This window comes from candidate division WOR-3 bacterium (genome assembly GCA_039802005.1).
Classification (GTDB): Bacteria; Hydrothermota; Tepidihabitantia; order SM23-42; family JAOAFX01; genus JAOAFX01.
The window spans coordinates 37,342-60,068 of the sequence record JBDRVV010000012.1 but is presented as its reverse complement, the minus strand read 5'-3'; the positions used below and the strand labels follow the sequence as shown (position 1 = coordinate 60,068).

Below are 22,727 nucleotides of genomic sequence, written 5' to 3'. Positions count from 1 at the left end.
AACATATTTTGGTTTTTTTAGTCTAAAGGTATATGAGATTTGATAAATTTACTCAAAAGGCACAGGATTCTATTGCCCTGGCACAGGAAATTCTTGATGAATATGCTCATCAGGAACTGGATGTAGAGCATATCTTTCTGGCGCTTTTGAGACAGGAAGATGGTTTGGTGCCGAAGATACTGAAAAAGATGGATATAATGCCGGACCTGGTGCAACGAAGGCTTGAATCTTCGCTTGATTTAAGACCCAAGGTCTATGGTGGTGCGACTGCCCAGATTTATATAACACCAAGGACAAAGAAATTGGTCTCCCTTGCCCAGGCTGAGGCACAGCGGATGAAGGATGAATATGTAGGCACAGAACATTTGTTTTTAGCAATTGCTGAAGAGACAGAAGGAGAGGTTGTAAAGATATTGAGAGAATTTGGAATAACCAAAGAAAAGATTTATCAGGCACTCCAGATTATTCGGGGTTCACAGCGGGTGACTGACCAGGATGCGGAGAGTAAGTATATGGCACTTGAAAGATATGCAAGGGATATAACCGCACTGGCAAAACAGGGAAAACTTGACCCGGTGATCGGCAGAGACCAGGAGATAAAAAGGGTGATTCAGATTCTATCACGGAGGACAAAGAATAATCCAGTGTTAATTGGTGAGGCGGGGGTGGGTAAGACCGCTATTGTTGAAGGGCTTGCCCAGAGGATTGTTGAGAAGAATGTCCCTGAGATATTGAAGGATAAGAGGATTCTGGCACTTGATATGGGCTCGCTCGTTGCTGGTTCAAAATATCGTGGTGAATTTGAAGAGAGATTGAAGGCGGTGATGGATGAGATAAGAAAAGGAAAGGGCGAGATTATATTATTCATTGATGAATTGCATACAATAGTTGGTGCGGGTGCAGCAGAGGGGGCAATTGATGCATCAAATATGCTCAAACCGGCACTGGCAAGGGGCGAATTACAGTGTATCGGTGCTACAACCCTGAATGAATATCGTAAGCATATTGAGAAGGATGCAGCATTAGAAAGACGTTTTGCACCAGTATATGTTGGTGAACCTTCGGTTGAAGATACGATAAAAATTTTACAGGGTTTGAAAAACAGATACGAATCCCACCACGGCGTTATAATTGATGATTCAGCGATTGAGTCTGCAGTAAAACTTTCACACCGTTATCTGACCGAGCGCCATCTACCTGATAAGGCGATAGATTTGATTGATGAGGCCTGCGCAAGGGCAAGGATAGAGATATATTCAATGCCGGATGAATTAAAGGAAATGGAGAAGAGACTTGAAAAATTGACCGAAGAAGGTAAAAGGGCAGTGGAGATGAGAAATTATGAACTTGCCGCAAAGTTAAGGGATGAGACCGAAGCATTACAAAAAGAATATCGCAGGAAAAAGACCGAGTGGATGAAACAGCGGGGCATTGACGACCGCGTCACTGAAGATGATATTGCAGAGATAATATCTTCCTGGACCGGCATCCCGGTGTCAAGAATGCTTGAATCTGAGATGAGCAAGTTGTTAAAAATGGAAGAGAGAATTCACGAAAGGCTCGTTGACCAGGAGGATGCGGTCGTTGCGGTGAGTGATGCGATAAGGCGCTCAAGGGCAGGATTAAAAGATCCGAAAAGGCCGATCGGTTCGTTTATATTTCTCGGACCCACGGGTGTAGGTAAGACAGAGCTTGCAAAATCCCTTGCGGAATTCTTGTTTGATACCGAGGATGCGATGGTGAGGATTGATATGACCGAATATCAGGAAAAACATACGGTATCAAGGCTGATTGGTGCACCACCGGGCTATGTCGGTTATGAAGAAGGTGGACAACTTACTGAGGCAGTGAGGCGTAGACCCTATCGGGTGATACTATTTGACGAATTTGAAAAGGCACATCCCGATGTATTCAATATCTTGTTACAACTCCTTGATGATGGCAGATTGACCGATGGACAGGGCAGGACCGTTGATTTCAAAAATACGATTATAATTATGACATCTAATTTAGGGAGTGAAATAATAACCGAGAATTTAAAAAATGGGAAGTTTGATTATGAACAGACAAAGAAGGAAGTTTACCGGGTTCTTGAACGGAGTGTTAAACCCGAGTTTTTAAACCGTATAGACGAGGTGATTGTTTTTAAACCACTCGGATTTGATGAGATAAAAGGGATTGTTGAACGGGAACTGAAAAAGGTTGCAAAGAATGTTTCAGAGTTTGGTTACCGGATTGAATTCAGTGAAAAGGTAAAAGAACACCTTGCCCATGAAGGATTTGACCCGGTATATGGTGCCAGACCTTTGCGTCGGGCAATCCAGAGAATGATTGAAAATCCATTATCAAAGAAGATAATAGCGGGTGAATTTCCAAAAGACAGTACGATAAAGGTAGATATGCAGAGGGGAGAGGTCGTTTTTAAGAGTTAGTAAGAACAGGGAACATGCGACTAATAGAAACTATTTTTAAGATGTATTGGGCGAGTTTACTCTGCTCATAAATATCTGCAGACCAAGGTCTGCCACTACAATTTTTACTTCAGGCTAAAATTTTCCATTGCAAATGTACGATATTTCTAAAAGTAAGATTAAAGAAGTGTTGACTTTTGTTCCATTTTATATATAATTATCTAAGGCTTATAATATTTTGCTGATTTTGCGGGAGTAGCTCAGTGGTGGAGCATCACCTTGCCAAGGTGAGGGTCGCGGGTTCAAATCCCGTCTCCCGCTTTTTTATTTTTAAATTAAAACTCAAATCATAATCAGAGGTTGACTCAGTTTATATTTTGGGTATAATCATTCAATGCGATCAAGAATCAAGCAATATAATGTTGGATTATTAGGATTTGGCAAGGTTATAAGGGCATTTGCCAAACATTACATTGAAAACAGAGACAGAATCACAGAAAAATTCGGTTTTGGACTAAAATTTATTGCCGCTGCAGATTCAAAAAGTTTTGCCTGCGGCGATTTAAATTTACAGGATTTGATTGATAAAAAAGCAGAAGGTAAAAATTTAGATAAGGTTATAAAAAAACCCTTGGAAAAATTTATTCATCTGATTGAAAGTAAAAGATTTGATATTATTATTGACGGCTTGCCTGGTTCACGAACTGATGCTGGCGTAAGTTACCCTTATCTGGTTGAAGCGATTAAAAATGGAATAAATATAATATGTGCGAACAAGGCGCCTTTGGTTTTTAAAGGCGATGAACTTATTCAATTGTCAAAGATAGAAAATGTTTATATCGGTATCAGTGCCACGACTGCTGGCGCTCTGCCCACTTCAGGGGTTATTAATAATGAATTGATAAATGCCAATGTATATTATGTGCGTGGAATTTTAAATGGCACGAGTAATTTTGTCCTTGATAAGATTATGTTTGAAAAGAAGAGCAAAATGGAGGCAATACGAGAGGCAATAAAACTTGGTATCGCAGAGCCCGATTATAGATTTGATCTTGAAGGAATTGACACCTGTTATAAAACAATAATCCTTGGGCTTTTATTAACCGGCAAGTGTGCAGATTTAAGGTCAATTCCCTGTCAGGGAATAATGAACCTGAATGAGAAAGTAGTCTGTGCTAAAGTAAAGAAGGGAAAGATAGTAAGGCTGATAGGCAAGTTATCAATTGAAAATGGAGAACCCAAGATATCTGTTGGACCAGAATTTCTTAATAAGGATGACCCACTGTCCTATGTTTATGGTTCAAACAAAGGTGTCACTTTCCACACAAGGTTGATGGGTGAATTGACTTTGATCGGAGGAGCTTCTGGACTCGTAGCGATTGGCGCTACGATTATGAAAGATATAATTAACCTTCACCGATTTTACTATACAAATAAATGAAGATTCTCGCCATTTCTGATATCCATGGCCGAATCAATTACGATAAAAAGATTATTGATGTTTTGAGTTCTGCGGATCTTGTTGTTATATCTGGTGATATTACAAATTTTGGTGGCAAGAAAGAGGCTTCTATTGTATTAAATACAATAAAAGAAATTAATGCTAATGTCGTTGCAGTGCCTGGTAATTGTGACCAGTATGAAGTGCTGGATTTCTTAAAAGATGAAGGTATTAACCTGCATGGAGAGATAAGAGAATTCAAGGGGTTGTTATTTTTTGGTATTGGGGGAAGTGGTTATACACCTTTCCGAACCCCGCAGGAGTATTCAGATGAAGAGATTGAAAGGATTTTAAGTAACTACAGAAGACAGGATGGGAAACAGATATTTGTAAGTCATGCACCGCCATTTAATACAAAGGTTGATAAGACTTTAATGGGTATGCATGTTGGTAGTAAGCACATTCGCGAATTTATTGAAAAGAATCAACCTGATTTGTGTATCTGTGGTCATATACACGAGGCGCGCAATACAGACAGGATTGGAAGGACAATTATTGTAAATCCAGGTCCATTTCCAAAATTTTATGGGATGATGGACATAACCGATGAAATAAAGGTTGAACTTTATAATGCTTAAGGAGTATTTTTCAGTGCGGGCAGGTCAAAAATTGACCTGCCCTTTTTATTATTTAACGGACTATGATTAATCTTTCAATCTGTTTTGTATTCTCAGCCTCAAGCATTACAAAATAGACACCGGATGGAATTGATTCACCTATCTTCCATTCAACATCATAGATTCCCGATTCTCTTTGTCCTTTAAGTATTGTGCTCATCAATCTGCCTGATACATCAAACACCTTTAAGGCAATCTCTGTTTTTTGAGATATCTGGAATTGAATCATAACTTTACTTGATGCTGGGTTGGGAATTATTCTTGCAAGTGTGGTTTTTGTATCAAATCTGGGCATCGCTTTTTCTTCAATACCGACCTCTATGTTCATCCCACCAGTCACCACCAGGGCGTATGGTTGTTTAGGATAGGGAATGTTCTGGGCACTCACCCTTATCGTCCAGATGCCTCTTCTGGGGGTATTTATCCGGCAGACTTCTTCGACATTCCGGTTATCGTAATTGGCTGGATTGGTTACCGATTGACCATTTGACATCTGATTACCACGATAATAGGTTCCATAAGGATTGGTCATCTGGAGATTCAGGTCATTAACAATATTTGGAATAGATCCCACTGCGGCTGCGGTATCGGTCCAGACCAGGGCACATCTTAAAGCGAGAGTGGAATCATAGACATTTATGTAATATTCTTTATATTGTCCTGTGGTCAACCCTGATGTATCATCCCAGAATGCAAGTCTTCGGGTGTCACCAGCAAAATAAAGGACACTGTCTATATCAACTCTGCCAAAGCCGATATTGGAATCAGGGACGATATAAGTTCCAACATTAGGATCCGCGGAGACGATTAACATCGCCCGAATCAATGCCGCGCTGATATAGCCAAGGGTATCATTTGGATTGGGACTACCTGATGGATACCAGCCCTGCTTGAGATACTGCCTTATTAAACCTGCAGAGGCATTACATGCCGGAGTCGCCATGCTTGTGCCACTGAGGGTTTTATAATTCGAAGTTGTTCCTCCATCTACCGACACTATATTCTGTCCGGGTGTGCAAACCGTTGGTTTGACCCTTAAATCAAGGGTTGGACCCCTTGAGGAAAATGAAGCAATTTGATTTGATGATGTGCCGTTCTGGAGGGCACCGACAGCGACAACATTCTTAGCATAGGCCGCATGTGTGATCGTGCGATATGTGGGACCATTATTACCAGCAGCAAAGATATCTAAGAAATCCTTATGCTGCCAGTGATAGGCATCAGAGAATGCATCACGGTCAATGTAACCAGTTCCGGTTCTACCCCATGATGCTGAATGCTGGCGCATCGGGAAGAGGGGGTCGTTGTAGAACATATTATAAAGAGGGGTGAGGTCAGTGGGTGTGACCAAACTACCTGAGGCATTGGCGATATCAACGAAGAATAATCGGGATTTGTAGGCAATCCCGTCATTTACATTTGTTCCACCATTTATTGAGTCATCACCAGCAATCGTGCCACCAACATGACTCCCGTGGTATGTTGAACCTACATCACCGAACGCAGCACCGCTTAAGAGAAGATAAGCAACAATCTTACGATGGGATGCAAAATGTCCAGAATCGGATATGGGAATTCCGGTGTGGCTATAAGCGATATGGGTTGTTGTTATTCCTGTATCAGAAAAGCCAAGGATCATATTCTGACCGCGGATGCCCTTGTGCCATACCCGGCGACCTATTGTGTCCGGAGGCACCGATGATTTCCAGCCTGTCTGGCATACCCACTGAGAATTCTCGTTCATTAATTCATCTGGTGTCCAGGGAACGATTGCAAGGACCTCAGGTATTTGTGCTATCTTATAAACAAGGGATAAATCATACTCAGCCCGGACAAGTTTTCCTATTTCACTGACTGAAAAGTCCAATATTTTTGCTCCAGTTTTTGCAATGTCTTCAAGGGTCTTGTTCAGGTCAGCATCGGGATATAACTGAATACTGATTATGCCCGTGCCACGAGCATTGAGTAGGTTTATGTTAATCTTATAAGCAGGATGGAATAGTCCAATCCAGTGAACATATGGCAGGGATTTTATCGCATTTAACTGCTCATGGTCTGCTTTTACGAGATAAGCATAATTGGGCCAGTATGCATAAATTTTGATACCAATTGTTTGTAGTTTTTCCTTCCATTCGGTATATATTGGGCCTGTAAACTGGATTAGGTAGTAAGGGTAGTCTGGGCTATCTTTAGCCCTTAGATTTTGTGGGATAACAGGTTCACCGATTTTTGTGTCAAAGGAGAAGCCATTTTCCATACCGATGATTGTTGCATTTTCAATGGGCGATGGCATAAAATATCCAATAGTGGCTTCGGAAGTTTCCCTGCCTAAGATAAGGTGCAAACAGAATATGACAGAAATTATATATCTCATAGTTCCTCCTTGTAATGATTTTAATTATAATTATAGCGGTGTCAAGAGCAAAGTAGAAAGTAAAGAACTTGAAGTTTTGGCAATCTGCACACCGATTCTTTCTAATAATTGGTGTGCATTATTTATAGCTCTCTTCTTATTTTTTGTGCTTTCAATTAGTGAGTAGATTTTTATTACTCCATATTTTCTCAAATCTAAATTACGGTCATAACCGCCGCAGACTATGATTACTGGTTTGCGATATTTTTTACATAAGTTTATTATTCTGCCGGTTGCCTTGCCAGAGAAGGTTGTCTTATCAATTTTACCCTCCCCGGTGACGACCAAATCGGCGTTTTTAACCTTTTTGTCCAGATTAAAGATTTTTTCAAAATAATCAAATCCTGAAACGATTTTTGCATTCAAAATTGCATACATTCCGCCGGCTATCCCGCCCGCAGCACCAGTGCCCCTAATTCTATCAAGGTCTATTTTATATTGATTGAAAATTATTTTTTTAAAATTTTTTAATGCCCGTGCAATCAATGGCAGGTCTTCATCTTTTGCGCCCTTTTGTGGTGCATAGACAATCGCACCTTTTTTGCCCGTGAGGGGATTAGCAACATCAGCGAGGATTATAAATTCAACTGACTTTTTTAACGAATTTACTGCAGTAGCGTCAATTTTTTTTAATTTCAAAAGTCCTGAACAAGTTAACTCTACTGGTTTTGAATTTCTATCAAGAAATTTTACTCCGAGGACTGACAATGCTCCAATTCCGCAGTCTATCGTTCCGCTGTCGCCTACACCAATAATAATTTTTTTAGAACCCATTCTTATGCTCTCTTTAATCAAATCACCCACGCCAATGGTAGTAGTCTTCAGCGGATTTTTTAATTGTTCTGGAATCAAATGTAGACCCGCTGCTTGTGCGAGTTCAATTATTGCGAGTTTTTTATTCTGTATAATACCGAATTTTGTCTTGATTTTTTTCCCAAGCGGATTGGTGACATAACAGGTTATATATTTACCTTTAAAATGTCTTGTGATTATGTCCAGGGTGCCCATTCCACCGTCTGCAATTGGCGATTCTTTAACTACAATATTCTTTTTTATCTTTCTTATTCCTCTGACAATGGCGCTTGATATATCTTTTGAGATAATTGAGCCTTTGAAACTTGCGGGGGCAATCAGTATCTTCAATTTTTGAACTTCAAAACTTCTGGATTTACAAGATTGGGCGGTGTTTTGTTTTCTATCAAGGCAGCGATTAAATTTTTGGCACAGATTAATGCCATATTTGTTCTCGTTTCAAGGGTTGCCGAGCCGATATGGGGAAGAAGTAAAACATTATCCATCTTTAGTAATTCTTTTGATACCCTTGGTTCATTTTCAAAGACATCAAGTGCACAACCTGCTATTTTCTTATATTTGAGTGCCTTTATTAATTCCTTCTCATCTATGATGGGTCCGCGTGCGGTGTTTATTAAGAATGCAGTTTTTTTCATTAAATTAAATGCCCGATAAGAAATCATATGATATGTTTCCTTGGTTAATGGTGTATGGATTGTAATGAAATCGGCATTTTTAAGGATATATTCAAATGGTTTATAATTGAGAGACAGGTTTTTTTCTTGTTTGGTCGGAAGCCTAAATTTATCATAGTAAATTATCTTCATTCCAAATCCTGCTGCACGTCTTGCCACTGCCCTTCCGATTCTGCCCATACCAATTATTCCAATTGTTTTGTGATGGACATCATGACCTAAAAATAACAAAGGTTCCCAACCTTTAAATCTGCCTTTTCTTAAAAATTTTTCTGCCTCCGGGATACGGCGGGCAACGGCAAGTATCATTCCCCAGGTGAGGTCAGCGGTTGTTTCGGTTAAAACATCAGGCGTGTTTGTTACCATTATACCCTTCTTTGTCGCTTCAGTAATATCAATATTATTATAACCTGCAGCATAATTCGCAATGATTTTCAACAATGGGGCATTACCTATCACTTCTTTATCAATATTATCGGTAAGTAGAGAAATGAGACCTGTTTTATCTCTCAATGCTTTTTTCAATTCAAACTTTTTAATTGGTTGCTCTTTTTTATATATTTCTATTAGAAAATATTTTTTTAATAAGTCAATTGCCGGCTTGGGTAAATTTCTTGTAATATAAATTTTGTCTTTGTTTTTCATAAGAATAATTAAATACAAATTTTTTGAAAAATCAAGGGTGGGAAGTGTTGGCACATTTCAATATGGATTAATTGTATTGGCCGAAGCCAACCACCCAATTACGTAGTGGTCGAGCTTGCTCGACATAGATTATTGCAGAGTAAACTCTGCCACTACAATTATTAATTCTGCAGAGTAAACTCTGCCACTACAATTATTAATTCTGCAGAGTAAACTCTGCCACTACAATTAGTCTATTACGCAGAGCAATCTCTACAACTACAATTTTTGTTGTAGACCAGGGGTTGCCGCTACGGGTTTACGAGATTTCTAAGGCTTTATTGAATATTAAAAAAGCATTCTATTAGAATGGAGAGGACTCAGAATCACAGATACTTGACAATGATTTAATTGTGATTATACTTATTTACTATGAAAGAAGAACGGAGAAAGAATTTAATCGTTAATCGTTTACAATACCGAATGGTCTTTCATGCATTTGGACTGGTTTTAGGCGTTTCTCTTATTCTCATCCTATCATTGATTTTCATTTTTGGACCTGAAAATGTGTTTGCGCCAGGTAGAAACTACACCTTACCGATTATAATTTTTATAATTATCGCAATAGTGCTTTATTATTTAAGTTATGTAACTTTATTGAGACTATCAAACAGAATCTATGGCCCACTCCATCGACTTGCAAGTTATCTTAAAAAACTTAGTGAAGGCATTGAGACCGGTGAAATAAAATTTCGCAAGGGAGATGTGGTTAATGGTATCCAGGAGATATATAACGAACTATGCCATTCGCTTACCAAGACGCTCCATTATGATTATAATGAACTGGTTAATACATTTTCGCAACTTGAGGATATCCTTGACCGCATACACAGTAAATCTATTAGTGAAAACGAATTATATAATTCCCTTGAAAAGATATGTGAGAGGCTCGCCGATGCCCTTGATTTAACGACTGATGTTATCCACCAGAAGGATAATAATTCAGACTAAAAGGATTTAAAATTTTTCAGGGCGTGACTTTTAAAAATTTGTGTTTTCCTGCCTTAACGACAATCGGTTCACTTAATCGGACGATATAATTTATATCCTTAACTGTTTTCCCATCAATGTCTATCGCCCCCTCTTTGATCTTGCGTTTTGCTTCTGCACGGGAAGGCATAAGATTCGTCTTTACAAGCAGATCAACTATATTTATTTCTTTCTCTGCAAGTTTGAATTCTTTTAATTCTGTGGGCAATTCTTTTTTAGTAAACACCTTTTCAAATTCACTCGCCGCTTCCTCGGCAGCCTGGGCTGAATGGTACATTCGCACTATAGTTTTGGCAAGATCAAATTTTGCATCCCGGGGATTGATAGAGCCATCTTTTAATCCCTTTCTATATTCTTCTATTTTGTGGGGAAAGGCATCGGTGGTTAATTCAAAATATTTTATTATCAATTCATCCGGAATGGACATAACCTTTCCAAACATTTCCCTTGCATGTTCGGTGATACCAATGTAGTTACCGTAACTCTTACTCATTTTTCTTACACCGTCGGTGCCTTCGAGGATGGGCAGTGTCATAACAACCTGCGGTTCCATATTGAATTCTCTCATCAGTTCTCTACCGACGAGAAGATTGAATTTCTGATCAGTTCCACCTAATTCAATATCTGCCTTTATTGCGACTGAGTCATAAGCTTGAAACAATGGATACATTATTTCATGCATATATACGGGTATGCCTTCTTTAAGACGGATTGAAAAATCATCCCTTTCAAGAATGCGTGCCACTGTGTATTTAGAGGCGATTTCGATGAAATCGTAAATACTTAATGCACCAAGCCATTTTGAATTGTATGTAAACTCTGTTTTCTTTGGGTCGAGGATTTTAAATATCTGTTCTTTATACCGTGCCATATTCTTTTTCACCTGTTCACGAGTCAATTTGGGTCTTGTCTTTGATACGCCGCTGGGGTCTCCAATCATTCCGGTAAAGTCACCTACAACAAGCACAACGGTATGTCCCAACTCCTGGAATTGTTTTAATTTTCTCAACTGAACACTTATACCGAGGTGTATCTCTGGTGCTGATGGATCAATCCCGAGTTTCACTCTTAACGGCTTTCGCCTTTTTAGTTTTTTTAATAATTCTTCCGCAGAAATAATTTCTGCAGTATTGATCTTAATTAGTTCAAACTGCTTTTCTGGCTCCATTTCTATACACCTTTTCCCAGATTACTCTGGTTTTTCTTTCTAACTCAAAATCATATTCTGCCATTTTCTTTTCATAATCAGGGCTATTCAATATTTCCTCTGCTGATTGGTCTGCTGGTTTCGCCTGTGTTTCAAGCACAAAGTTCTTTGCAATTAGATAATGGTCACGAATCGGGCAGGGTCTTAATAAATCTCCTTCTTTCCAGTATTTGAATTGCCATTCCCGGATTTTTTTATGCAAAGGCAGGTTTATTAAATCATTTAGATTACCACCATTTTCATAAATTTCTTTAAGGTTGGCTGCAGCATAAGGGAAAAAAACGCAGGGAAAGACATTGGCGTGCCAGTCAATGTAGAAATAACCACCAGGTCTTCCTGCTGAGATACAACCATCCGATACCGGACCATGATTCCAAAAATCCGCATACATAATCTTTCTATTCCTGATAATTTCCCAGCTTTTTTCCCAGAGCATTACCCTCTGTTCTGGTGTGGGAATTAATTCAGGGGCAATATCTCTGCCAATAGGCATATAATGGAAGACCCAGGCATAGGCTGCCCCAAGTTTGTTAAAATAGAAATCAATAAATTCATCAGAGACAATTTCTTCGGCATTCTCCCTTGTCGCAGTTATTGATATTCCAAAGGTCACACGGTATTTTCTCAAAAGGGTCAGGGTACGGACTATTTTATCAAAGAAACCTTTACCTCTCCTTCTTTCGGTTGTTTCTTCCATTCCTTCTACAGATATTGCCGGTGTAATATTCCCCAATTTGCCAAATTTGTCTGCTATTTCTTCAGTTATTAAACTGCCATTTGTATACATCAGAAATAATGAATCGGGATGTTCTTCAAATATATCAATGATTCCTTTGTTATTCCATTTATAAAGCATTGGTTCGCCGCCTGATATTACAACAAATCTTGCACCCCAGAGGTCTCGCATCTCTTTTATCGCCCTTGAAAAAATATCGTATGGCAACTGGTCTTTTTCTGATGCGGAATTTGCATAACAGCCCTTACACCTCAAATTGCATTTCTTTGCAGGAGAAATAGTCATAAAACCTGGTGGGTCAAATCCAAATACCGCACGAAATTCTTTTTCCTTTTCTGCCCTTAGATTACTCAAGATTGCCTTGTTAACTATGGTGTCAGTAAACTTTGATGTAGTTCCAAATCGGATGCCTGAGTAGACCATTGCCCTGAGCATATAGAATTTATCCTTTAATACACCCGGCAAGCCTACTGGTCCAGGAACATTATTAAGCGCAAGCCAGATACCTTTTTCCACAACAGGTAATAGTACAGGACGGAGCAAAGGATTATTTCCACTGTGAAAAATTCCATATAATAAATTTTTCATAAGGAAATTGTTTATTTTTACCTTTGTCTCCAGTTTCATACGAAATTATAATCAAAAGAACAAAATTGTCAATTATATAAAATCTAAACTTAAGTCTTAATTTGAGTTTTTGATTTCTATCTAAGTTTTGAATCAGGGACTATGGATCGTGCAATGCTAAGGAATTCATTTAATTGTTGATCATCAAAGGTCTTGCTACGATATTCTTTTTTATAGGCATTGAAAGGTATAAATCTTTGTAGAGCCCATCTCTTTGCCCCTTTTATTTCTTCTCCTATTTTTATTATTGCCTTTTCATCAATCAATCCTGGCACACAGGTCGTTCTGAATTCATAATCAATATTTAAATCCATAAGGATTTTTATCGTTCTTTTGACCTTCTCAATAAGTTTGGGGTTTGTTTTTGGGTTCTTGCCGGTGGCGATAAAGTATGTTTGGTCAAACGGTGCCTTGATATCCATTGCGACATAATCAATTAAGTTTAATTTTATCAAACGCTCTAATTGTTCCGGCAATGAACCGTTGGTATCAAGTTTTATTAACAGGTTATTTTTTTTAATCTTTCTTGCTATTCCAATTATATCGTCAAAAAATATTAGAGGTTCACCACCGGTGAGGACGATGCCATCAATCCAGTTTTTTTTATGCAAAATTTTTTTTAAAATTTCATCAATATTATACTCTGGATATTTTTTGGGATTGATTATCAAACGCCAGTTTTGACAGAAGGGACAACGAAAATTACACCGATCAAAAAAGAGCACTGAGGTTATCTTTCCATCCCAGTCAATTAGAGAGGTTTCAATGAAGGCACGAATCATATTATTACAAAATTTCTAAACACCTAAATTACCTAAAATATTTGGAAATATTTTGCCCGGGTTGAGAATGTTCTTGGGGTCGAATTCTTTTTTTATTTGCAACATCAATTCAATCGTTTTCTTATCAAGGGCAAGGGCAAGGTAGGGAATTTTTGATAAACCCACGCCGTGCTCGGCGGTTATCGTTCCACCGAGTTGGATTGTGAACTCATACATTTTTTTACGCATCTCGGCAATCCAATCTTTGCCATTCAATTTTTTATCCTTCTCTTCTATGCATCCAACATCGGTATGCATATTCCCGTCGCCGAGATGTCCGAATGCATAGAGTTCACAACCAAAATTTTTCACACATTCCTTTAATTGATATATTAATTCAGGTATTTTATCCCTGGGAACTACCAAATCTTCTCGGGCTATTATTTTTGTTTGTGATTTTAGGGAATCGCCGATCTTCTTTCTTATTTCCCATACCCGCTCCCGATCCTGGAGAGTTTCGGCTACAAGCACATCCATGGCATTGAATTTTAATGCAATATCCCCAATTTTTTCCCAGATTTTTCTCAAATATTCTTTATCATTACCGTCTATTTCTACGATTGTGTGTCCATTTGCTTCACTATATGGAACCCTTCTCTGTAGATATTTTTCAACCATTCTTACAACTTCGCCTTCCATAAGTTCAATCGCGGTGGGAGTTAAACCGCTATTCAGAACTTCAATAGAAAAATTCGAGGCATCAGAGACGGTTTTAAATGGGATATAAAGGTCAACGATTATTTCAGGAATCACCAGTGCTTTTATGGTTGCTTCAGTGACAATTCCGAGCGTGCCTTCTGAGCCAATAAACAAACTGAGCATATCATAACCAGTCACATTTTTGAGCAATTTGCCACCCAATCTGATAATTTCACCATCCGCGAGTACTATTTCTAAACCCGTTATATAGTTTTTTGTAACGCCATATTTCATCGCCCTTGGTCCACCTGCACATTCCGCAATGTTCCCCCCAATAGTACAGGAATCAAGGCTTACTGGGTCAGGGGGAAAGAAAAGATTATACCGAGCAAGTTCTTTTTCCATTATTCCGGTTATGATACCCGGTTCTACAATTGCCATCAGATTTTTTTCATCAACCTCTTTGATATGATTCATCCTTTCGAGCGATAGGACAATACCATTGTGGATTGGGACGGCACCTGCGGAAAGACTTGTCCCACCACCCCGCGGGGTTACCGGTATTTGATTTTCATTTGCAATCACCATTATTTCTGAAATTTGTTTTTTATTCACCGGTTTTACTACAACTTCGGGCATTGATTGATAAAGCGGTGTTTCATCATGGGCATAGTTTTCCAGTGCTTCTTTTTCTAATATAACATTTTCCTTGCCAAGAATTGAGAGAAGTTTATCTATGATTTTTTCGTTTATTTTGTTATACATATATCTTCAGTTCCTTTTTTATTTTTGCAATATCATTCGGGTCAGGCAAGAATGGAAAATTTCTTATATCGTCACCTGGTAGTGAATCAGAATAGGGGCGGTTGCAAGCGACTTCGCCATCTTCACCAGGGCAACCACTTGTCATAAAAGGTTTCCCTGAGTTTATGTGTTTTTCAAGTTCAGGTTCAGGGATATTGAATTTTGTAATTCTACCTTTCTCATCAAATTCAAATTCTTTTATTGTGCAAACATTTTTATTTATTAAATACCGCGCAAGTTGAATCCTGCGGTAGGTTCCGATGTTGGGTGGATTTTGATGGGCAAGTATTGAGTCTGATTCAGGGAAAAAACTGAATAGATGGGTTTCAATACCACTATCTTGCGCTTTTTGAATCGTTTCTACCATTTCTTTTTCAGTTTCACCAAGTCCAACGATGAGATGGACACCAACATAACCCCTGCCAAATGCCGAAACCGCCTGCTGAAGTGCTGACCAGTAGGTTTCCCACTTATGCGGTCCCTTTACACCTTTGCCACGAAATTGCTCAAACAATCTTGGGGTGCAGGCATCAACTGCTATTCCCAGTCGGTCAGCACCAAGTTTTTTCATTTCCAAGAAATCTTCTTGGCTGAGAATGGTTGGTGCAGCAAGGACTGAAATTGGATATGGAACTTCGTTATGGAGCATCTGTATAATCTTTTTTGTATCATTTACCGCACGGCGATTTGTAATCATTGAGATACAGATGCGTCTGATGTAGTCATTCTTATTTTTAATTCTTTGTATGACTTCACTGATTGGATAATTATTCCATTCAACCCTTATGAAACTTTTCTCTCTGTATTCACCAGGCCTTTTCATTGATAATCCACAATACGCGCAATTGCCTGCACAACCGTTTTCATAGGTGAGCAGGATATTAATACAGGGTGATTTTGCATTTCGGTAAAACAAACCACTTTTAAAACCCAGAACCATTGCGGCGGCCTGACTGATTCGGATATAATCAGGACTTTCCATTTTCATTTACACCCCCTTCTATAACGAACAGCAGGTTTTCTGCCATTCAATAAAAAGATTATATTCCTTTGCCTTTGCTACCGCTTCGTCCGCGGGCAGGGCAATGCGATTCACACCACATTCAATTGCCCATAGGTCAATATCTTTATATCCCCTTTTTCGGGCACATCCCAGTGCAATGATAAGTTTGGGCATTTTAAAACGGGCATTGATCACCAATCGTGCAATTTCTTCCGCAGTCGGAGTTTTTATATTTTCCATCGGGGTATCGGGAACAGGCATAAGGCTGACAAAGACGAGAGTACTAATGGGAAAATCTTTTATTATCTCAAGTGCCCGGTGTTCACCGGAAATTTTCCCATAATTTAATCCAACAACGATATGGGGTATGACAGGGATTTGGGCATTTAACAGGTTCTTTATTGTATCTATTATATCATCAACCTTTTTCTCTGTTCTGTATACATTTTTTATTGTATCATCATCGCCTATTACATCAATAAGGGCTTGGTCTATGCCTGCTTCTTTAAGCATAATACAGGTCTTCTGGTCCAGAATACCACAGTGGAGCGTGATTTTTAAACCAGTTCTTTCCTTAATTTTTTTAATTGCTGGGATATAGTCTATCAAAGGAATTGTATGATTTGAATCAAAACCTCCGCTTAAGAGGAAACCAACGGCATTATTTTTGTAAAGCATTTCTCCTAAGTCTAAAAGTTGATTTGCACTTTCAACTGGTAACATAGATTCTAAGAGTCTGCCCTGACAATGGGCACAATTCAGTCCACAGGATTTCCCGGTGAGTGATACACCCGGGAAATTTCCTTTAATACCATTATAGTGAAACATTCCTGGTATATAGAATGTAATTTTCTTCCCGTGGTGAGAATATGATATCTCTCTTGCCTTTTTTGCAAGATTTTTTAAATCATCCATAGTATTCAGGGAATGACACCCAGCATTCTTTTAAAATATCTGTTATTCTGTTCCAGTTCTTTTCCATTAACTCCCTCTTTTTTATTGCTCGATTCAATTCTTCAAGATAGATATTCTGCCATTCCTTTCCATAAATATTTAGTAAATTCAAATCATTTTTTTGCAGTGTTTTTTTAACTGCGTCCGCAGCAAATTTCGCACATAATACTGCTTGAGAAATGCCCGCCCCGGTGATTGGATGGGTCTGTCCTGCGGCATCGCCAACGAGTAAGATATTATTTTTTATGGTTTGAACCGGCCCACCTACAGGGATCAAACCAGTGACAGTTTTTAAAGGTGTATTAAGAACTTTTTTATCTTTTACAAGTCTTTCAATAAATTGAATAAATAATTCCTTAACTTTTATTTTATAACCAATTCTCACACCCAATCCAACATTAGCACTTTGTTTTTTGGGAAATAACCAGGCATAACCACCGAAAAATTTTTCATCAAAATAAACTTCGGTATGTTCCATTTTTTCAATTAACGGTAATTCTTGTTGATAGGCAACGACATAATCTTTATAGCGTCTGTTTATAAAACGACTTACCCGGGAATTTGGACCATCGGCACCGATAATGATTTTGGCTTTTATTTCTATCATTCTACCATTCTGGGAAAGCAGAATTTTATCGTTTTCAATTCCAAGGAATTTTGTTTTTAGCCATAAACGAGCACCGGCTTTAACTGCATTCAATGTTAAATATTTATCAAAAATTGCACGATTCAGAATATAACCCGGGGCAGAAAACGCATATGAACGATTATCCGGGAAATATATCTTCAATCCCTTTATTTCATTTGCAATTGCATCACTTGGGATCGTTATTTCTTTTGAAAGAAGGGCAGGAATATATTCTGCACATTGAACCGGAACTCCAACTTCTTTCTTTTTATCAACCATTAGGACTCTAAAATTTTCGCGGGCAATATGCCAACCTGTTGTTGCTCCCGCGGGTCCAGCACCAACAATTAGGACATCATATTCCATCAAGCACCTTCCTTAATAATTCCAAATTTAGATTCGTCTGATTTTCAAATTCACCTTTGTAGGCAAAAGTTGCCTTACCTAAATCATAACAAGTTTCGTTATATATGTCAAGTAGTATTGCTGGAATGCCTGCAGACTCAAATCTATCCTGATGTTTTGTATAGAATTGTTCGCAGCAGCATCCAATATATCCTGATGCCTTGTTCCTTTTTAATTTTCTAAGTTTTGCAATTAAATCTTCAAAACTCGTAATCGTAATCGGTTTGATATTTAATGCAATGGCGATTCTGTATGCATCGCCGACTGTACAATCATCGCACATCTCGCACTGGTCTTTATACCGATAAGAGCACTTGGTTGATTTGGCACAATAGGGGAGAAGTAGATAATTGGGTTTATTTTTAAGGATTCCTTCGTATGAACCATTGACAAGGAATATGTGATTTGATTGTTCGGGTGAAATACCGAGTTCTATGATATTCAATTTTTCAAAAAGACCATCTATAATCTTTATAAAATCTTCAATCTTTACATAAGGTATATAAAGATTTTTATAATTCTGAAAATATTCTTTTATTTTATTAATGATCAATTCTTTTTCCAGGGGCATCTCTTTAAATACTGCCTCAAGGTCAAATATTGCCCGTGATGGATAGGCAAAAAAGTCACCCATAAATATGACACTTTGAATTCTTTTTTGGCGCAGATTCAGCGTAAAAAATGCCTTGATTTTTCCCGCCTTGCTCAGGCGAGTAATATAAAGCACAGGTTGTTCAGATATTGGCGCCCTGACTTTGTATATCCATTTATCTGAACGGAATTTTTCCAAATAGGCGGGCAGTGAGTTTAATTCCAGTACTGTCAAATTTGATTTTATTAATTTTATACCAAAATCTTTCTCAAAACTTTTTTTGATCAGCCCTTTCAGAATTTTAATATCGGGTGTATAGCCGAGTTCCCATTTAATACAGGTTACCCTTTCTTTTAAGGAATCAATCTCATGCCTTTTCAGTTTTTCAATCGGGATACGGAGTGCCCTTAGCATTGTATCAACATCAAAATCAACGAGTAGCGTTCCCTGAAATAAAAATGCATTTCCCCATTCAACACCCCCGGTACCAGATATTTTCCTGCCATTTACTTCTATATCATTTCGTCCCCTGAAGTTCGCATTTATTCCAAGTTGCCCGAGCATATTGATTATGGGTAAAGAAAGTTTTTTAAACAATTCAACATTGGGCATAGAATTATTGAAAAAATCTTTACTACAGATTATCTCCCAGCCCAATTGAGTTTTGTCAAAAAAGATAGCACCACCACCGGTTATACGGCGGTTTATATCAATGCCCATTTTGTTACAATAATCAATCCTGATTTCTTGTTCAATTGACTGATGGAATCCAACAAGGGTAGCCGGGGGACTAAATTGCAGTATTCTCAATGTATTCGGTATTTGATTTTTTGCACGCAGTTCAAGGAGCATTTCATCAATAGCCATATTTTCTGCAGCATTTAAAACCCCTGTATCAAGAAGACGCCAAATTCTATTATCCATCAATATTTATTATGGATAATTGAAAGAACAATACCGATTCCAATGAAACAGGAAAGGAGTGCAGAACCACCGTAACTGATGAATGGCAGTGGTACACCGGTGATTGGAAGTATGCCGAGCGTCATACCCATATTTATGAACGCCTGATACCACAACCAGGACATAATCCCAATGACAACAAGGCTTAGAAATTTATTCTTTGTTTCGCGTGCAATCCTTAAGAGCTTATAAAAAAGAAAGATATACAACAATACAGTTATTAAAATTCCAATCAATCCAAACTCTTCACCAATACAGGAGAAGATAAAATCCGTGTGTCGTTCGGGTAAGAATTCTAACTTTTTCTGGGTGCCGGATAGAAATCCCTTGCCAAATAAACGTCCTGATCCGATCGCAATCTTTGATTGTATGGACTGCCAGGAAATTCCCTGGGGGTCGATCCAGGGCGAGAGAAATGCAATGATTCTTTTTTGCTGGTATGATTTTAATGAATGCCAGATAATCGGAGTTATGAGTCCAGCTATTGGGTTAGCAATTAAATGGTAAAGTATTTCAGTTAATTTTTTTCTTGAATAAACGAAGATGCCAAAGATTATCATAAATCCGAGCCATGTATATATAGAAAAACTTGTTATAGCCGAAATTATCGGCGAGAAAAATATTAAGATTTTCTCAAATGGCATGCCTGCCCAGAAAAGCATAATACACATAATCGGGAAAAAAATCTGGGCGGCTCCAAGGTCGGGTTCAACGAAAATAAGAAAAGAAGGGATTGCTATGATGATTATCGGGATAAAAAAATCAGTAAACTTATCAATTTTTTTTCTTTCGCTTAAATAAGTTGCCAGGAATAAGATCGTTCCAATCTTAGCAAATTCTGAAGGTTGTAGAGAAAAAAAGCCAATATTGAACCAGCGCCTTGGATAACTTGATGCATAGACCAGGACAATCAAAGTTAAAATACAGGTAAAGATATATATCGGTAGGGCAAATGTCTGCCAGAATCGGCTTGAGAATCTGCTTATCATTAGACAGATTAATACCGCAACACCGAGCCATAGTGCCTGCCTTGTGAAATAGCTGAGGCCACCCGTTGAAAATATCATTGCCAGACCAAGTAGAGAAATTATCGTGCTGATTATTAAAATACTATAATCTTTTCTATTCACTGCTGAGCCTCTTGTTTATTTCGTAATATGTTTTTATTATCTTACCCACAATCGGTGCTGCAACACTTCCACCATGGCCGGCATTCTCTACAACAACACAGACAAGTATTTCGGGATTTTCTTTTGGCGCATAACCGACAAACAGAGAATGGTCTTCACCATGTGGATTTTCAACAGTCCCTGTTTTACCGCTGACTTCAAAACCCTGAACCTGCGCCATCATTCCAGTCCCCCTTGCTACAACCCCGCTTAGTGCCTCACGCACCAATTTTAATGCATCAATCTTTTTTTCTATTTTTTTACTGCCTGTGTTTAAATTTTTATTTAAGTGGGGTGTGACAATGCTATTTTCCTGATTGGCAAATATGGTGTAAGCCCGGGCAAGTTGAATTGGTGTAGCAAGCATGTCTCCCTGACCAATGCTCAGATTAAATATATGACCTTCGGTCCAGTTTTTGCCATAGCGTCTTTCCATCCATTTGCGCTCGGGCACAAGTCCAACTTTCTCTTGAGGGAAGTCAATACCCGTGGGTTTACCAAAGCCGACTTCAAAGAGGATGTCGGTTATATTGTCAATTCCTAAATATCTGCCAAGTTGATAAAAATATACATCACAGGAATAAATAATTGCATCAATGAGGTTGAGACTGCCATGTATTTTCCAGCATCGGAAATAACGATTGCCCAATTTCAAACCACCCCTGCAGGGGTCAAATCTTTTTTCTGCTCCAATCATTCCTAAATCAAGGGCACCAAGCGCAAGGAATGGTTTAATCGTTGAACCTATCGGATAACAACTCATTGTTACACGGTTATAGAGCGGTGCTTCTTTGGGATTATTTAGTGCCAGCCATTCTTCATCAGTAAGTCCGTGGACAAACCGATTCGGGTCGAAACCGGGTTTTGAATAGAAGACATAAATCTCACCATTTTGCGGATTCATTGCTATGGCAGATGCCTTTGGATAATCTTTTAGAAATTTTGCTGTAGAATCGGTTAATTCAAGGTCAATCGTTGTATATAAATCATTACCAGGAATCGGCGGGATTGGTCTGTATTCGGGAACCTTGCCTAATTCCCTTCCTTTTACATCTACCTCAATGTAATCTATTCCATCCTTGCCTGCGAGTATTCCTTCATACTGTTGTTCTATTCCTATTCTTCCGATATAATCACCTATTTTATATTCTTTGAGTTGTTTCAATTCCAGGTCAGTTATTTCACTTACATAACCTAACAAGTGGCATAGAAGTTGATTGTAAGGATAATTACGCACGGGTTCAACACCAACTTCAACCCCTGGTAATTCTTCAATCTTTTCTTCAATTATAGAAATCTGTTTGAAAGATACATCACGGTTGATCTTCACTGAGACATACGGATTTTTCTCTATTTTAAGTTTTTTTTGAATCGTATTGATATCAATTTCTAATATTCGTGCTACTGTTTCAATAGAATTTTTATCAACCAGTGCAGGAATTATTGACACATAAAATGCCGGTCTCATATTGGCAATTTCTTTACCCCAGCGGTCATAGATTTTACCACGTGGCGCTATGATATATTTTTTCTTAATTCTGTTTTCTTCCGAAAGTCTATAATATTTTGTTCCTTCAAAAATCTGTAATTTTAAACTGAAAAAAAGGATCACGGCAAAAGCCCCGAACAATAATGTTTGTAAAAATCGGTAGGTTTTTAATTCCTGATCCATACATTAAAACATATTTTTTGTAAAATAAATATTACTGGAAGGGCGAAAATAATTGTTAAAACAGCCGTATTCCACATTATTATTCTTCCCGGGATTATATATGCAGTAAGCACTCTGACAAAATAGAATATAATAAAAACTACTATCAAAGTTAATGGCTCACGCACAAAATAATTTTTTATAAAAACTAATCCCTGTGTCAGGATTAAGAAGATTAATATATTTACTCCAAGTGACACCGGATAATATAGGTCCATTAGCAAACCTACAAAAAATGCAAATAATATAGAAAATCTACTATCTTCATTTAAAACAACAAAATAGACGAGAATCGTTAAGAAATCAACCGCCGAATTAATCGGAAGGAAAAAATAGACGAGTATAAAATAAAGCAAAAATCTCAT

The 22,727-nt window shown here is 38.2% G+C and carries 18 protein-coding genes and 1 tRNA gene; 5 read left to right on the top strand and 14 right to left on the bottom strand.

What is annotated here, in order from left to right:
• Positions 1–32: 32 nt before the first annotated feature.
• From ABIL69_05640 to ABIL69_05625, 4 genes are all read left to right on the top strand, one after another.
• Complete coding sequence (locus tag ABIL69_05640; GenBank protein ID MEO0123471.1) at positions 33–2,432, top strand: AAA family ATPase; 2,400 nt, start codon at positions 33–35, stop codon at positions 2,430–2,432.
• Positions 2,433–2,660: 228 nt separating this feature from the next.
• Positions 2,661–2,732, top strand: a tRNA-Gly gene (locus ABIL69_05635).
• Positions 2,733–2,805: 73 nt separating this feature from the next.
• On the top strand, positions 2,806–3,852 hold the full coding sequence (locus ABIL69_05630) for a hypothetical protein (GenBank protein MEO0123470.1): 1,047 nt from the start codon (positions 2,806–2,808) through the stop codon (positions 3,850–3,852).
• On the top strand, positions 3,849–4,490 hold the full coding sequence (locus ABIL69_05625; protein ID MEO0123469.1) for a metallophosphoesterase: 642 nt from the start codon (positions 3,849–3,851) through the stop codon (positions 4,488–4,490). Before ABIL69_05630 ends, ABIL69_05625 begins: the two co-directional genes overlap by 4 nt.
• A 52-nt stretch (positions 4,491–4,542) precedes the next feature.
• Here the strand turns inward: ABIL69_05625 and ABIL69_05620 are convergent, their stop codons facing one another.
• From ABIL69_05620 to ABIL69_05610, 3 genes are read right to left on the bottom strand one after another with little or no spacing between them, the layout of a single operon-like run.
• The gene (locus tag ABIL69_05620) at positions 4,543–6,903 is read right to left on the bottom strand and encodes a S8 family serine peptidase (GenBank protein ID MEO0123468.1); all 2,361 of its coding nucleotides are present in this window, start codon (positions 6,901–6,903) and stop codon (positions 4,543–4,545) included.
• Positions 6,904–6,933: 30 nt separating this feature from the next.
• Entirely contained in the window at positions 6,934–8,085 is a 1,152-nt protein-coding gene (locus tag ABIL69_05615; protein MEO0123467.1) for a glycerate kinase, read from the bottom strand.
• Positions 8,082–9,074 carry a D-glycerate dehydrogenase gene (locus ABIL69_05610; GenBank protein MEO0123466.1) on the bottom strand — a complete coding sequence of 331 codons (993 nt, stop codon included), beginning with the start codon at positions 9,072–9,074 and terminating at the stop codon, positions 8,082–8,084. The genes ABIL69_05615 and ABIL69_05610 overlap by 4 nt, the downstream gene beginning before the upstream one ends.
• A 411-nt stretch (positions 9,075–9,485) precedes the next feature.
• Between ABIL69_05610 and ABIL69_05605 the strand changes: the two genes are divergently transcribed.
• Positions 9,486–10,064 carry a hypothetical protein gene (locus ABIL69_05605; GenBank protein ID MEO0123465.1) on the top strand — a complete coding sequence of 193 codons (579 nt, stop codon included), beginning with the start codon at positions 9,486–9,488 and terminating at the stop codon, positions 10,062–10,064.
• A gap of 16 nt (positions 10,065–10,080) precedes the next feature.
• On the opposite strand, the gene tyrS is transcribed toward ABIL69_05605, so the two are convergent.
• The 11 genes from tyrS to ABIL69_05550 form a co-directional block, all read right to left on the bottom strand.
• Positions 10,081–11,271 (bottom strand): tyrosine--tRNA ligase, encoded by a 1,191-nt coding sequence (tyrS, locus tag ABIL69_05600; GenBank protein ID MEO0123464.1) that lies wholly within the window; start codon positions 11,269–11,271, stop codon positions 10,081–10,083.
• Complete coding sequence (locus ABIL69_05595; GenBank protein ID MEO0123463.1) at positions 11,249–12,673, bottom strand: radical SAM protein; 1,425 nt, start codon at positions 12,671–12,673, stop codon at positions 11,249–11,251. Before ABIL69_05595 ends, tyrS begins: the two co-directional genes overlap by 23 nt.
• Before the next feature lie 77 nt (positions 12,674–12,750).
• A complete protein-coding gene (locus ABIL69_05590) occupies positions 12,751–13,455 on the bottom strand; it encodes an anaerobic ribonucleoside-triphosphate reductase activating protein (protein MEO0123462.1) in 705 nt (234 codons plus the stop codon).
• 15 nt (positions 13,456–13,470) lie between these two features.
• The gene (locus ABIL69_05585; GenBank protein MEO0123461.1) at positions 13,471–14,898 is read right to left on the bottom strand and encodes an FAD-binding oxidoreductase; all 1,428 of its coding nucleotides are present in this window, start codon (positions 14,896–14,898) and stop codon (positions 13,471–13,473) included.
• The gene (locus tag ABIL69_05580) at positions 14,891–15,925 is read right to left on the bottom strand and encodes a radical SAM protein (protein ID MEO0123460.1); all 1,035 of its coding nucleotides are present in this window, start codon (positions 15,923–15,925) and stop codon (positions 14,891–14,893) included. The genes ABIL69_05585 and ABIL69_05580 overlap by 8 nt, the downstream gene beginning before the upstream one ends.
• A 12-nt stretch (positions 15,926–15,937) precedes the next feature.
• Complete coding sequence (locus ABIL69_05575; GenBank protein MEO0123459.1) at positions 15,938–16,855, bottom strand: radical SAM protein; 918 nt, start codon at positions 16,853–16,855, stop codon at positions 15,938–15,940.
• The gene (locus ABIL69_05570) at positions 16,848–17,888 is read right to left on the bottom strand and encodes an NAD(P)/FAD-dependent oxidoreductase (protein ID MEO0123458.1); all 1,041 of its coding nucleotides are present in this window, start codon (positions 17,886–17,888) and stop codon (positions 16,848–16,850) included. Before ABIL69_05570 ends, ABIL69_05575 begins: the two co-directional genes overlap by 8 nt.
• A complete protein-coding gene (locus ABIL69_05565; GenBank protein MEO0123457.1) occupies positions 17,878–19,443 on the bottom strand; it encodes a lipoate--protein ligase family protein in 1,566 nt (521 codons plus the stop codon). Before ABIL69_05565 ends, ABIL69_05570 begins: the two co-directional genes overlap by 11 nt.
• Complete coding sequence (gene rodA / locus ABIL69_05560) at positions 19,443–20,612, bottom strand: rod shape-determining protein RodA (protein ID MEO0123456.1); 1,170 nt, start codon at positions 20,610–20,612, stop codon at positions 19,443–19,445. Before rodA ends, ABIL69_05565 begins: the two co-directional genes overlap by 1 nt.
• Positions 20,605–22,323, bottom strand: a complete 1,719-nt coding sequence (gene mrdA, locus ABIL69_05555) for a penicillin-binding protein 2 (protein ID MEO0123455.1) — start codon at positions 22,321–22,323, stop codon at positions 20,605–20,607. The genes rodA and mrdA overlap by 8 nt, the downstream gene beginning before the upstream one ends.
• Complete coding sequence (locus ABIL69_05550) at positions 22,308–22,727, bottom strand: hypothetical protein (protein ID MEO0123454.1); 420 nt, start codon at positions 22,725–22,727, stop codon at positions 22,308–22,310. Before ABIL69_05550 ends, mrdA begins: the two co-directional genes overlap by 16 nt.